Below are 13,400 nucleotides of genomic sequence, written 5' to 3' on the forward strand. Positions count from 1 at the left end.
CAAAAATTTGTCACCAGGGGCACGGTCTGCACTAAACCTTTACGAATGTGCAGTTTCCCCTGGCAACTCTGATTTCGACTCTATGAATTTTTAAAGAACAGCCGATTGATCAATCGATATTGATCAACAACAAAGCAGCCTCTTAGCAAAGCCGCTTTGGTGTTGAATGACCGAAGTCTTCTCTTGTCGTTGGGTGGTGGAGGATGACGGGATCGAACCGACGACCCCCTGCTTGCAAAGCAGGTGCTCTCCCAGCTGAGCTAATCCCCCAGTGTCCTCTTACCGCATCTAGCCATCGGAATTTGGTGGGTCTAGTTGGGCTCGAACCAACGACCCCTGCGTTATCAACACAGTGCTCTAACCAGCTGAGCTACAGACCCTGTTCCAACAACCGATAAGTGTGGGCGTTCAATATTGAATGCAGTTTTCCAGAAAGGAGGTGATCCAGCCGCACCTTCCGATACGGCTACCTTGTTACGACTTCACCCCAGTCACGAACCCTGCCGTGGTAATCGCCCTCCTTGCGGTTAGGCTAACTACTTCTGGCAGAACCCGCTCCCATGGTGTGACGGGCGGTGTGTACAAGACCCGGGAACGTATTCACCGCGACATTCTGATCCGCGATTACTAGCGATTCCGACTTCACGCAGTCGAGTTGCAGACTGCGATCCGGACTACGACTGGCTTTATGGGATTGGCTCCCCCTCGCGGGTTGGCAACCCTCTGTACCAGCCATTGTATGACGTGTGTAGCCCCACCTATAAGGGCCATGAGGACTTGACGTCATCCCCACCTTCCTCCGGTTTGTCACCGGCAGTCCCATTAGAGTGCCCTTTCGTAGCAACTAATGGCAAGGGTTGCGCTCGTTGCGGGACTTAACCCAACATCTCACGACACGAGCTGACGACAGCCATGCAGCACCTGTGTTACGGCTCTCTTTCGAGCACTCCTCTATCTCTAAAGGATTCCGTACATGTCAAAGGTGGGTAAGGTTTTTCGCGTTGCATCGAATTAAACCACATCATCCACCGCTTGTGCGGGTCCCCGTCAATTCCTTTGAGTTTCAACCTTGCGGCCGTACTCCCCAGGCGGTCAACTTCACGCGTTAGCTTCGTTACTGAGTCAGTGAAGACCCAACAACCAGTTGACATCGTTTAGGGCGTGGACTACCAGGGTATCTAATCCTGTTTGCTCCCCACGCTTTCGTGCATGAGCGTCAGTACAGGCCCAGGGGATTGCCTTCGCCATCGGTGTTCCTCCGCATATCTACGCATTTCACTGCTACACGCGGAATTCCATCCCCCTCTGCCGTACTCTAGCTATACAGTCACAAATGCAGTTCCCAGGTTGAGCCCGGGGATTTCACATCTGTCTTATATAACCGCCTGCGCACGCTTTACGCCCAGTAATTCCGATTAACGCTCGCACCCTACGTATTACCGCGGCTGCTGGCACGTAGTTAGCCGGTGCTTATTCTTACGGTACCGTCATGAACCCCAGGTATTATCCAGAGTCTTTTCGTTCCGTACAAAAGCAGTTTACAACCCGAAGGCCTTCATCCTGCACGCGGCATGGCTGGATCAGGCTTGCGCCCATTGTCCAAAATTCCCCACTGCTGCCTCCCGTAGGAGTCTGGGCCGTGTCTCAGTCCCAGTGTGGCTGGTCGTCCTCTCAGACCAGCTACAGATCGTCGGCTTGGTAAGCTTTTATCCCACCAACTACCTAATCTGCCATCGGCCGCTCCGTGAGCGCAAGGCCTTGCGGTCCCCTGCTTTCATCCTGAGATCGTATGCGGTATTAGCAAAGCTTTCGCTTCGTTATCCCCCACTCTCGGGCACGTTCCGATGTATTACTCACCCGTTCGCCACTCGTCAGCATCCGAAGACCTGTTACCGTTCGACTTGCATGTGTAAGGCATGCCGCCAGCGTTCAATCTGAGCCAGGATCAAACTCTACAGTTCGATCTTGATTTTTTCGCTCTTTCGAGCAACTCATAATTAAGAATTGAAGTGAACTTCACTTCTCTCTCATGAGCGTTTGTAGTGCTAAGCACTAGTTCCAAAGAACTTGGCACTCGCCATCAAACGCCCACGCTTATCGGCTGTATGTTTTTAAGGATCCCAACAAAATAAATCAGACCACAATCTTCTTTATTTTGCAAACCTCGCTGCGATCAGCGAAGCCTTGAATTCTAGCACAGTTTTTAAAGAACTGTCAAACTTTCGTCTTCTTTTTTTACCCCGTTTCGACGACTCCCGCATTTCGCAGCAACCATCTCCACCGAGCGAAGCCTTGTATTCTATACCGGTTTTTAACCCACTCAGAACACAAAACCAAACTTTTTCCACCACCTTTCCAGGTCATCCGCAGCAGCACCGAAGCACCACCACAAACCACCCATAGCACCTGAACACTTTTGCGCTCAAGTCTCAGTAGCGAAGCCTTCGACTATAGCACGGTTTCAATGAACGGCAGGGAAAACCCCAGAGACTTATTCGAAAACCCGCTCTGATGATCAGTTGCACGCACCCGCCACAGCCGCCTCCAGCGCATCGATGAACAGGAAGGCCACATCGCAGCCTGTCTGATCAAAGATTTCCTGAAAGCAGGTCGGACTGGTGACATTGATCTCCGTAACGCAGTCTCCAATCACATCCACCCCAGCCAGCAGCAGGCCACGCGACTCCAGCACAGGGCCCAGTGCTTCGCCAATCTCACGATCCCGCGCTGACAGAGGGCGCGCCACGCCCTTGCCGCCAGCGGCCAGGTTGCCCCGCACTTCGCTGCCTTGGGGAATGCGCGCCAGACAGAACGGCACCGGCTTGCCGCCAATGATAAGAACCCGCTTGTCGCCCTCAACGATCTCGGGGAGAAACTTTTGCACCATCACGCTCTGTGCGCCGTGGCGGTTGAGGGTTTCGGTGATGCTGCCCAGGTTGAGGCCGTCTGGCCCCACGCGGAAGATCCCCATACCACCCATGCCGTCCAGGGGTTTGAGGATGATGTCCTGGTGCTCCGCATGAAAACGGCGAATGTCTTCCGCATCCCGGGTGACCAGCGTGGGCCCGATGAACTGCGGGAACTCCATGATGGCCAGCTTTTCAGGGTGGTCGCGCAAGGCGCTGGGCTTGTTGAATACGCGTGCGCCGTCGCGCTCTGCCTGCTCCAGCAAGTGCGTCGCGTAGAAGTACTCGCTGTCGAAGGGCGGGTCCTTGCGCATGAGCACCGCGTCAAAGTCGGCCAACGCTGCGCTGCGCTGCGGCTGGGCCTCGTACCAGTCGGTGGCATCTCCCGTGAGGCGGATGTCCTGCACCCGGGCAGTGACCTTGCTGCCGCGCTGCCAGGTGATGTGCGGCGGCTCGCACACCGTGAGGGTGTGGCCGCGACGCTGTGCCTCGCGCATCATGGCGAAGGTGGTGTCCTTGTAAATCTTGAAGCTTTGCAGCGGGTCGGCGATGAAGAGCAGTTTCATGGTGTCGGGTCAAGAAAGGGAGGAGGCCAGGGGCCCAGGCAGCCAAGGCGGCTTACGCGCCGTTGGCCTGCGAACGCCTGTACTGTTGCACAAATAGCGCAATGCTGCCGGCCACCACTCCCCAGAAGGCAGAGCCCACCCCAACAATGACCACACCGCTGAGGGTGACTAGAAAGGTGATGAGCGCCGCCTCGCGGTGCGACTCGTCCCGCAGCGCCGCCGCCAGACCGTTGCCGATGGTGCCCAGCAGGGCCAACCCCGCGATGGTCACCACCAGTTCCTTGGGAAAGGCGGTGAGCAGCCCCGTGATGACCGCACCAAACAGACCGATCGCCACATAGATGGCACCGCATGCCACTGCGGCCGTGTAGCGCCGGCTGCGATCGGCGTGCGCTTCGGGGCCCATGCACATGGCCGCGGTGATGGCGCTGAAATTGAGAGCGAATGCGCCAAAAGGCGCCAGCACCAGGGTGGCCAGACCCGTGAGCGTGATGAGCCGTGAAATGGGCAGGTCGTAGCCCGACGCACGGATGACCGCCACACCGGGCAGGTTTTGCGAGGCCATGGTCACCACAAACAAAGGAATCGCCAGGCTGATGGCGGCAGCCACGCTGAACTGGGGCGCGGTGAAAACCGGCAGGGCCAACTCCAGCTGCACCGCCGACCAGGCCATCTGCCCCTGGGTGGCCACAAACGCCACCGCCACTGCGAGGGTGATGACCACCGCATACCGCGCAGCCAGACGGCGGCTCACCAGATAGACCATCAACATCAGCAGCACCAAGGGCAACGCGGTCTGGGCTGCCGCAAATGCCTGCAGGCCGAAGCGGGCCAGCACGCCAGCCAGCAGGGCCGCAGCGATTTCCATGGGGATGCGGTTCATCACGCGCTCAAACCAGCCGGTAGCGCCCGCCAGGGTGATGAGCAAGGCGCTGAGCATGAAGGCGCCGATGGCCTCGCCCATGCTGAAGCCGCCCGCCAACCCCGCCGTGGCCAGCACGGCGGCGCCCGGTGTGGACCAGGCCACCATGACGGGCTGGCGCAGGATCAGCGAGGGCACCAGCGAACACAGCCCCATGCCCAGACCCAGCGCCCACATCCAGGACGTAATCTGCGCAGGCGTGGCGCCAAACGCCTGGGCGGCCTGGAACACGATGGCCACCGAACTGGTAAAGCCCACCAGCACCGCCACGAAGCCCGCCACTGCCGTGGAAAGGCTCAGGTCTTTGAAAAATTGCATGGGTGCGATTCTGTCACCGCGCGCATCGGGCAATGAGACAGACCGGCAGCTCGCACCTGTCACTACATTATTAATAGCACTCCAGGCAATTAACACTAGCGCTACCAAGCAAAAACCGCCTCAAACTGCCTCGCAGTACCTGCAGGGGGCCTGAAGAGCCCCTGCGGTCAGATCTCGATCTTGGAGCCGAGCTCGACCACCGCGTTATTGGGCAGGTGCAGGAAGTCGGCCGCACCGCTGGCGTTGTGGTGCATCTGAGCGAACAGCTTTTCGCGCCAGGGCGCCATGCCGCTGCCGATAGTGGGGATGACGGTGTCGCGCGACAGGAAATAGCTGGTGGTCATGGGCTCCAGCTCACAGCCTCGCCCACGCAGCAGCTCCAGCGCACGGGGCAGGTCGGGGTCGTTCTTGAAGCCGTAGTGCACCACCACCTGCCAGCAGTCGTGCCCCAGCGACTCGACCTGCAGCCGCTTGTCCAGGCCAATCCAGGGTGTCTCATGGTTGTGCACGGTGACAAACAGGTTTTGCTGGTGCAGCACCTTGTTGTGCTTGAGGTTGTGCAGCAAGGCATTAGGCACTGCGCCGGTTTCGGCCGTCAGGAAGACGGCAGTGCCATCCACCCGTGTGGGCGGGCTGATGAAGATCGATTCCAGAAAGTCCTTGAGGTCGATGGCATCGGCGCGCAGCTTGTCGTTGAGCAGGCGGCGCCCTTCCTTCCAGGTCATCATGAGCGAGAACACGATGCCGCCGATCATCAGCGGGAACCAGCCGCCCTGGAACAGCTTGAGCAGGTTGGAGGCGAAGAACGCCAGGTCCACCACAAAGAAGCAGCCCGTGGCCGCGATGCACAGCGCCAACGGATAGCCCCAGCCGTAGCGGATCACGAAGAAGGTCAGCGTGGTGGTGATCAGCATGTCCAGCGTCACCGCGATGCCGTAGGCCGCAGCCAGATTGCTGGACGAACGGAACATCACCACCGCCAGCACGATGGCCACGAACAGCCCCCAGTTGACCAGCGGCATATAGATCTGGCCCGTGTCGCGCACGCTGGTGTGCTGGATGTTCAGGCGCGGCAGGTAGCCCAGCTGGATGACCTGTTTGGTCACGCTGAACGCGCCAGTGATCAGCGCCTGCGAGGCAATCACAGTGGCCATGGTGGCCAGGATGACCAAGGGCACCAGTGCCCAGTCAGGCGCCATCAGAAAAAATGGGTTCTTGACAGCCTCGGGCTCGGCCAGCAGCAACGCGCCCTGGCCAAAATAATTGAGCGTGAGGGCCGGCATGGCCACGCCAAACCAGGCCATGCGGATCGGCCGCTTGCCGAAGTGGCCCAGGTCGGCATACAGGGCCTCGGCCCCCGTCACGCACAGCACCACCGCGCCCAGAATGATGAAGCTGGTGCCCGGGTTGGCCCACATGAAGCCCAGCGCATGGTGCGGGCTCAGCGCCCACAAGATCTCCGGGTGGCCCACGATGTGCGACACGCCCAGCAGCGCGATGGTGATAAACCACACCAGCGTGATGGGGCCAAAAAACTTGCCAATGCCGCCCGTGCCGCGCTTTTGCACAGCAAACAGGCAAAACAGCACCACCAGCGTGATCGGGATCACGTAGTGCTTGAAGTGCTCGGACACCACCTCCAGCCCCTCCACCGCCGACAGCACCGAGATGGCCGGGGTGATGACGCCATCGCCATAAAACAACGACGTGCCAAAAATACCCACGCCCAGCAGCACGCTGCGCAGCTGGGGTTTGTCTTTGACGGCCTGCGAGGCCAGGGCCAGCATGGCGATGAGACCACCTTCGCCGTTGTTGTCGGCGCGCAGCACCAGCACCACGTACTTCAGGGAGACGATGACCGTGAGGGTCCAGAAAAAGATGGAGAGGATGCCGTAGACGTTTGCGGGCGTGAAAGGCACATGGCCGGACCCGAACACCTCCTTGACGGCATACAGCACGCTGGTGCCGATATCGCCATACACAACACCGATGGCGCCCAGCGTGAGCGCTGCGAGCGATGACTTGGAGCTTTGCACTGACCACCCCCGGGCGCTCGGCCAGACGGGGTTCCGTTACTTTTGGGAACGCTATTGTGCGCCTGAGCCAGATCAAGCGTCTGGAGGCACCACTCCATGTTGCAATGCAGCAACTCGCTCTTGGCAAGCGGACGTGAGCGTGGCATGCCGGGCGGCACCCTCCCGCTGCAGGCCGTTGCGCGGGCCACTCCAGGGCGCCGCCGCCAACCTGGACAAGCCCGCTTCGCCAAGCCGCACAGGGACTCAGCGGCACGGGCGCCCAGGGGGTTTAGTCGTACACCTCGGCGTCGGGGTTGGTCGCCTCCAGTTCATAGCTGGCCGCGAGCATCGCCAGCCGAGCCACCACGCCATACATATAGAAGCGGTTGGGTGCGCTCACCCCAGGGCGCACGCCGGGCTGGGGCATGTGGGTGCTGTGCTCGAAGGCCAGCGGCACGAAGCTCGCACCCGGGGCATTGAGGTTCTCGTCCACGCCGCGCTCGGCGTGCATGCGGTAGAAGCCGCCCACCACGTAACGGTCCATCATGTAGACCACGGGCTCGGCCACGGCCTCGTGCACCCGCTCCTGGGTCAGCACGCCTTCCTGGATGATGAGGTCGCTGACCGGCTGGCCGTCCTTGATGACGGCCATCTTGTTCTTGGTCTTGCGGTTCATCGCGTCCAGCTCCTTGGCATCGCGCACGGTCATCACGCCCATGCCGTAGGTGCCGTTGTTGGCCTTGACGATGACGAACGGCTTCTCGTTGATGCCGTATTCCTTGTACTTGCGCCGCACCTTGGTTAGCAAGGCGTCCACGGTAGTCTGCAGCTTGTCCATCCCCTTGTCTTCGGCAAAGTCCATGCCGTCGCACTGGCTGTACATGGGGTTGATGAGCCAGGGGTCGATGCCCAGCATCTTGCCAAAGCGCTTGGCCACTTCTTCGTAATTCTTGAAGTGCGTGCTCTTCTTGCGCACGCTCCAGCCGGCATGCAGCGGCGGCAGCAGGTACTGTTCGTGGATATCCTCCAGAATGCCGGGCGCGCCGGCCGAGAGGTCGTTGTTGAGCAGGATGGTGCAGGGGTCAAAATTCTTGAGCCCCAGGCGCCCCTTGTTGCGGACCACGGGTTCCAGCGTTACCGAGTCGCCGTTGGGCAGCTCGATCAACGTGGACTTCTTGATCTCGGGGCTGATGGAGCCCACCCGCACGTTGAGACCCGCCATGTTGAAGATGCGCTGCAGCTGCACCACGTTGGACAGGTAGAACGTGTTGCGCGTGTGGTTCTCGGGGATGATGAGCAGGTTGCGCGCTTCGGGGCAGATCTTTTCGATGGCGGCCATGGCGGCCTGCACCGCCAAGGGCAGCATCTCCTTGGTCAGGTTGTTCCAGCCGCCCGGGAACAGGTTGGTATCGACCGGGGCCAGCTTGAAGCCCGCATTGCGGATGTCCACCGAGGTGTAGAACGGCGGGGTGTGCTCCATCCACTCCAGCCGGAACCAGCGTTCGATGGCGGGCATCGAGTCGAGAATGCGCTGTTCGAGTTCGTTGATCGGCCCCGTGAGGGCCGTGATGAGATGCGGAACCATGGAAAGCCCTCGGGAAGCGATTGCGGTGAATTGTAGGATGTGGGGTCACGCCAGGTTTTCGCAAGTGACCCCGGGTGCAGCCCCTGCCCTGCCCCCTACCGGCGCCAGAACGCCGGGGTCAGCAAGGCCATGAAGCTCAGTATCTCCAGCCGCCCCAGCAGCATGGCCAGCGTACACACCCAGATCTGAAAGTCGGTCAACACCGCATAGTTGGACGCAGGCCCCACACTGCCCAGGCCCGGCCCCGCGCAGTTGACGCTGGCCAACACTACCGAGAACGCCGTCACCGGGTCCAGGTCCGTCAGCAGCATGACCATGCTCAGCCCAAAGACCGTGCCGCCATAGACCAGCATGAAGGCCAGCACCGAGAAGATCACCCGGTTGTCCACCACAGCATCGCCCAGCTGCACCGGCTGCACGGCGCGCGGGTGCACCAGGCGGTTCATCTCGCGGCGCGCCTGCTTGACCAGAATGAGCATGCGCACCATCTTGATGCCTCCGCCCGTCGAGCCCGCACTGGTGGCCACGCCCGACAGCAGCAGCATGAACACCGGCGCAAACACGGGCCAGGCCAGGTAGTCCACCGTGGCGTAGCCGGTGGTGGTGGCCATCGACACCAAGTTGAACATGCCATGGCGCAAGGCATCGAGTGGCGCATAGACGCCCTTGGCCCACAGCAGCAGCGCCACCAGCAGACCGCCGCCGATCAGCGTCACCAGCGTGGCCCGCAGCTCCGGGTCGCGCCAGAAGCCGCCCCACTGGCCCTTGCGAAGGGCAATGAAGTACAACGCGAAATTGCAGCTGGCCACCAGCATGAAGAAGATGCAGATCGCCTCCAGCAGCGGCGACTGGAAGTAACCAAAGCTCAGGTCGTGCGACGACAGCCCGCCCAGGCTCACGGTGGTGAACATGTGCATCAACGCATCGAGCGGCGCCATGCCCCCCGCCCAGTAGGCCAGGCCACACAGCGTGGAGAACAACGCATACACCCCCCATAGCCCCTTGGCCGTGCCGGTCATGCGCGGCGTGAGCTTGGTGTCCTTCAGCGGCCCCGCCGCCTCGGCCTTGAACAGCTGGCTGCCGCCCACGCCCAGCAGCGGCAGCACGGCCACGGCCAGGATCAGGATGCCCATGCCGCCCATCCACTGCAAAAAGGTGCGCCACACATTCACCGACACCGGCAACGCATCCAGGCCCGCCAGCACGGTGGAGCCCGTGGTGGTGAGCCCCGACACGGCCTCGAAATAGGCGTGCGTGAACGACAGCGGGTGCCCGGTGTAGTGCCCGGCCAGCATCAGCGGCAGCGCGGCCGACAGGGGCAACAGCGCCCACACCAGCGAGACCAGCATCACGCCGTGGCGCGGTTGCAGCTCCTGCCGAAAAAGCCGCAGCCGCCACCACAGCCAGGCGCCGGCCAGCATCGTGGCCCCCATGGACAGTGGGTACACAAACCAGACGCCATCGCGCGTCCACAGCGACACCGCCAGCGGCAGGCCCATGGACAGCGAGAAGATCATCAACAGAATGCCCAGCACGCGCAGAACGGGAAACATGTCCGTCATGGAGGTCTCGCGCAGCTCGGTGCCGGGTCAGAAAAAAGTTGCGCTCACGCGGAAGAGCTTTTCCACGTCGCGCACCAGCCGCTTGTTGGGCAGGAAAAACACCACATGGTCGTTGCTCTCGATCACCGTGGCGCTGCGCGGGATGATGACCTCGGGCTCGCGCAGATCGGCAGTGGCTGCACCCGCCGTTTCCGACGCGTCGGGCAGACCGCGCACGATCAGGCCAATGTGCACATCGCGCGGCAGTTGCAGGTCACTGACCTTGCGGCCGACCACACGCGAACTCTTGCGGTCGCCGCGCGCCACGATCTCCAGCGCCTCGGCCACGCCCCGGCGCAGGCTGTGTACCGCCTGCACGTCGCCCTGGCGCACATAGGCCAGCAGCTCACCCAGCATGGCCTGCGCGGGCGACAGTGCAATGTCGATCTGCGTGCCGTGCATCAGGTCGGCATAGCTGCGCCGGTTGATGAGGGCCAGCACCCGGCTCGCGCCCATGCGCTTGGCCAGCAGGCACGACATGATGTTGTCCTCGTCATCGTCGGTGAGCGCGAGGAACAGGTCCACCTCCTCGATGCCTTCGTCACCCAGCAGGTCTTCGTCGGTGGTATCGCCCTGCAGCACCAGCACCTCGGGGGGCAGGGCCGACGCCAGCTCCACGCAGCGGTCCGCATGGTCCTCGATGATCTTGATGTGAAAGCGCCCGCCCGCCTGGCTGAGCTGCCGCGCCAGCCGCAGGCCCACGCGGCCGCCGCCCGCAATCATGATGCGGCGCACGGGCTGGGGCTGCTGGGAGGCGGGCCGGTGCAGGGCAGCCAGCACGTTGGCAATGTGCTCGTGCGCGGCCAGCACGAACACCTCGTCCCCCGGCTCGACGCGCGTGCGGCCGTCGCAGGCGATGAAACGGTCGGGCTCGTCCGGGAACCGCCGGTAGATCGCCACCATGCGCATCGCCAGCTCCGGCGCACTCTCGCGCAGCGCGCCGATGGAGTGGCCCACCATGGGAGCCCCCCCACGCGCCCGCACCGACACCAGGCAGGCGCGCCCCCCGGCAAATTCGCGCACCTGCATGGCCTCGGGGTACTCGATGAGCTTGCCGATGTAGCGGGTCAGCGATTCTTCAGGGCAGATGATGCGGTCCACCGCAAACCCCTCGGGGCCCACCAGCCGTTCATGGGCCTCGAAGCCTGTGGACCGCACCCGCGCGATGCGTTTGGGGATGTTGAACAGCAGTTGCGCGATCTTGCAGCACACCAGGTTGGTCTCGTCCTGCGCGGCGCAGGCGATCAGCAGGTCGGTGTCCTCGGCCCCCGCCTCGGCCAGCACGGCGGGCTCGATGCCGTTGCCCACCACCCCGCGCAGGTCAAACCGCGACTCCAGGTCTCGCAGGCGCGCGGCATCCGTGTCGATGACGGTGATGTCGTTGCGCTCGGACACCAGGCTGTCTGCCACGCTCTGGCCCACGCGGCCGGCGCCGAGGATGATGATTTTCATGTGAAATAGGCCGCAAGCGCTAGTCGAATATGCGCCAGCAGCTATTGTTTCAGGAGCACATCAGGCCCGCACCTCGCCCTCGCCCAGCACCACGTACTTGAGCGAAGTGAGGCCTTCAATGCCCACCGGGCCGCGCGCGTGGAACTTGTCGGTGCTGATGCCGATTTCGGCGCCCAGCCCGTACTCAAAGCCGTCGGCAAACCGCGTGCTCGCGTTCACCATCACGCTGGCCGAATCCACCTCGCGCAGGAACTGCTGGGCGTGCATGTGGTCGCGCGTCAGGATGGCGTCGGTGTGGTGGCTGCTGTAGCGGTTGATGTGGGCAATGGCCTCGTCCACCCCCGCCACGACCTTCACGCTGATGATGGGGGCCAGGTATTCCTCGCTCCAGTCCTGCTCGGTGGCGGGCACCAGATTGGCACCTGGCACCGACTGCAAAATCGCCAGCGACTCGGGGCAACCGCGCATCTCCACGCCCTTGGCGGCATACACCGCGCCGATTTGGGGCAAGAACTCTGCCGCCACGCCGCGCGCCACCAGCAGGCCTTCGCTCGCGTTGCAGGGGCTGTACTTGTTGGTCTTGGCGTTGTCGGCCACCTTGACGGCCATGGCGATGTCACAGGGGTCATCCACATACGTGTGGCAGTTGCCGTCCAGGTGCTTGATGACGGGCACCTTGGCATCGCGGCTGATGCGCTCGATCAGGCCCTTGCCGCCGCGCGGGATGATCACGTCCACAAACTGCGGCATGGTGATGAGCTGGCCCACGGCCTCGCGGTCGGTGGTCTGCACCAGCTGCACCGCGTCTTGCGGCAGTCCGGCCTCGGCCAGCGCCTGCTGCACGATCTTGGCAAGCGCCTTGTTCGAATCAATCGCCTCGGACCCACCGCGCAGGATGCAGGCATTGCCGCTCTTGATCGACAGAGATGCGGCTTCGATGGTGACGTTGGGACGGCTCTCGTAAATCATGCCGAACACACCGATCGGCACGCGCATCTGCCCCACGCGGATGCCGCTGGGCTGCTGCTTCATGCCGAGGATCTCGCCAATGATGTCGGGCATGGCGGCCAGCTGCTCACAGCCCTCGGCGCAGGTCTCCAGCACCTTGGGGGTGAGCTTGAGCCGGTCCACCATCGGGCCCGCCAGTCCATTGGCCACGGCGCGCTCCAGGTCTTTGGCGTTGTCAACCTGCAGCGCAGCCACGTTCTCGCGCAGCAACCGGGCCAGCGCCTTGAGCGCTTTGTTTTTGATAGCTGCTGGCGCTTTGGCCATCAGCGCCGAGGCCGTTTTTGCCTGGAGACCGAGAGAGTGCGTGTATTCAGCGACGTTGAGGGCATTCATCCAGCGATTTTGCCGCACTTGGTATCGGCCCGGTGGGCGCGGGCCCATGGCTGCTTTACCCTCGGGCCTGTCACCCACCATCGATCCGCCCGGCTACGCCATGACCGACACCGCCCACACCCAGCTGACCACCTTCACCCAGGCCCTGCAAGCCTTTGAACGCGGCGACCACACCGCCGCCGCCCTGAGCACCCTGGCCCGCGAGCAAACCACCCTGCTGGCCGCCCTGCCCCCGCGCTACAGCGAAGTGCTGCTGAACCTGCTGGACCGGCTGGAATCGAGCGCGTTGTTCTCGGAAGAAAGCTGCTCGTTCAGCCAGAAGGATCTGGTGGCGAACCTGACGATGTGGGCAGAAAAAGCACAGGGCACCATGAACGCTGGCTGACCACCCCGGGGCCGAGCAACGCGACGGCCCGAGTGGCTGTTCGTTTCCCCTCCCCTCTGTATGCGCCGAGGAGCGCAGCGGCCAGCGGATCAGGGCTCGCGACTGTTTGAGCGCAGCGAGTTTGAGCGAGACCCCGCTGGACGCGAGCACCGCAGGTTGCCCGAAGCGAAGCGCAGGGACGCAGACAGTGGGGTCGCCTTTCTTTTGGGTACTTTTGTTTGGCGAAGCAAAGAAAAGTACCTCGCCCGCCGGGGCGACAACCCGGCTCCCGCCCTGCGCACAGGCTTGCAACCAAATCAACGAGCAAGC

The 13,400-nt window shown here is 62.4% G+C and carries 8 protein-coding genes, 2 tRNA genes and 1 rRNA gene; 1 reads left to right on the forward strand and 10 read right to left on the reverse strand.

What is annotated here, in order from left to right; genetic code table 11:
* Window positions 1-194: 194 nt before the first annotated feature.
* The 10 genes from C8C99_RS13300 to C8C99_RS13345 form a co-directional block, all read right to left on the reverse strand.
* Window positions 195-270 (reverse strand) — tRNA-Ala (locus C8C99_RS13300).
* Window positions 271-303: 33 nt separating this feature from the next.
* Window positions 304-380, reverse strand: a tRNA-Ile gene (locus C8C99_RS13305).
* A gap of 52 nt (window positions 381-432) precedes the next feature.
* Window positions 433-1,961: ribosomal RNA gene (locus C8C99_RS13310) — 16S ribosomal RNA — on the reverse strand.
* 554 nt (window positions 1,962-2,515) lie between these two features.
* Window positions 2,516-3,472, reverse strand: a complete 957-nt coding sequence (gene gshB / locus C8C99_RS13315) for a glutathione synthase (protein WP_108625989.1) — start codon at window positions 3,470-3,472, stop codon at window positions 2,516-2,518.
* A 52-nt stretch (window positions 3,473-3,524) separates the two neighbouring features.
* Entirely contained in the window at window positions 3,525-4,712 is a 1,188-nt protein-coding gene (locus tag C8C99_RS13320; protein WP_108625990.1) for a benzoate/H(+) symporter BenE family transporter, read from the reverse strand.
* A 167-nt stretch (window positions 4,713-4,879) separates the two neighbouring features.
* Window positions 4,880-6,748 (reverse strand): potassium transporter Kup, encoded by a 1,869-nt coding sequence (locus C8C99_RS13325; protein ID WP_056643693.1) that lies wholly within the window; start codon window positions 6,746-6,748, stop codon window positions 4,880-4,882.
* A gap of 268 nt (window positions 6,749-7,016) precedes the next feature.
* Complete coding sequence (gshA, locus tag C8C99_RS13330) at window positions 7,017-8,312, reverse strand: glutamate--cysteine ligase (RefSeq protein WP_056643695.1); 1,296 nt, start codon at window positions 8,310-8,312, stop codon at window positions 7,017-7,019.
* A 95-nt stretch (window positions 8,313-8,407) separates the two neighbouring features.
* A complete protein-coding gene (locus C8C99_RS13335; RefSeq protein WP_108625991.1) occupies window positions 8,408-9,874 on the reverse strand; it encodes a TrkH family potassium uptake protein in 1,467 nt (488 codons plus the stop codon).
* Window positions 9,875-9,901: 27 nt separating this feature from the next.
* Window positions 9,902-11,365: a Trk system potassium transporter TrkA gene (gene trkA, locus C8C99_RS13340; RefSeq protein WP_108625992.1), complete on the reverse strand. Its 1,464-nt coding sequence runs from the start codon at window positions 11,363-11,365 to the stop codon at window positions 9,902-9,904.
* Between the two features lie 60 nt (window positions 11,366-11,425).
* A complete protein-coding gene (locus tag C8C99_RS13345; protein WP_108625993.1) occupies window positions 11,426-12,706 on the reverse strand; it encodes a glutamate-5-semialdehyde dehydrogenase in 1,281 nt (426 codons plus the stop codon).
* Between the two features lie 46 nt (window positions 12,707-12,752).
* Between C8C99_RS13345 and C8C99_RS13350 the strand changes: the two genes are divergently transcribed.
* Entirely contained in the window at window positions 12,753-13,091 is a 339-nt protein-coding gene (locus C8C99_RS13350; RefSeq protein ID WP_108625994.1) for a hypothetical protein, read from the forward strand.
* Window positions 13,092-13,400: the final 309 nt, after the last annotated feature.

The sequence above is a fragment of the Acidovorax sp. 107 genome, from assembly GCF_003058055.1.
Classification (GTDB): Bacteria; Pseudomonadota; Gammaproteobacteria; order Burkholderiales; family Burkholderiaceae_C; genus Acidovorax.

What these genes read in the sequence shown, in the direction of transcription:
- gshB (WP_108625989.1), bottom strand. Translation starts at nt 3,472, where the DNA reads ATGAAACTGCTCTTCATCGCCGACCCGCTGCAAAGCTTCAAGATTTAC.
- C8C99_RS13320 (WP_108625990.1), bottom strand. Translation starts at nt 4,712, where the DNA reads ATGCAATTTTTCAAAGACCTGAGCCTTTCCACGGCAGTGGCGGGCTTC.
- gshA (WP_056643695.1), bottom strand. Translation starts at nt 8,312, where the DNA reads ATGGTTCCGCATCTCATCACGGCCCTCACGGGGCCGATCAACGAACTC.
- C8C99_RS13335 (WP_108625991.1), bottom strand. Translation starts at nt 9,874, where the DNA reads ATGACGGACATGTTTCCCGTTCTGCGCGTGCTGGGCATTCTGTTGATG.
- trkA (WP_108625992.1), bottom strand. Translation starts at nt 11,365, where the DNA reads ATGAAAATCATCATCCTCGGCGCCGGCCGCGTGGGCCAGAGCGTGGCA.
- C8C99_RS13345 (WP_108625993.1), bottom strand. Translation starts at nt 12,706, where the DNA reads ATGAATGCCCTCAACGTCGCTGAATACACGCACTCTCTCGGTCTCCAG.
- C8C99_RS13350 (WP_108625994.1), top strand. Translation starts at nt 12,753, where the DNA reads ATGGCTGCTTTACCCTCGGGCCTGTCACCCACCATCGATCCGCCCGGC.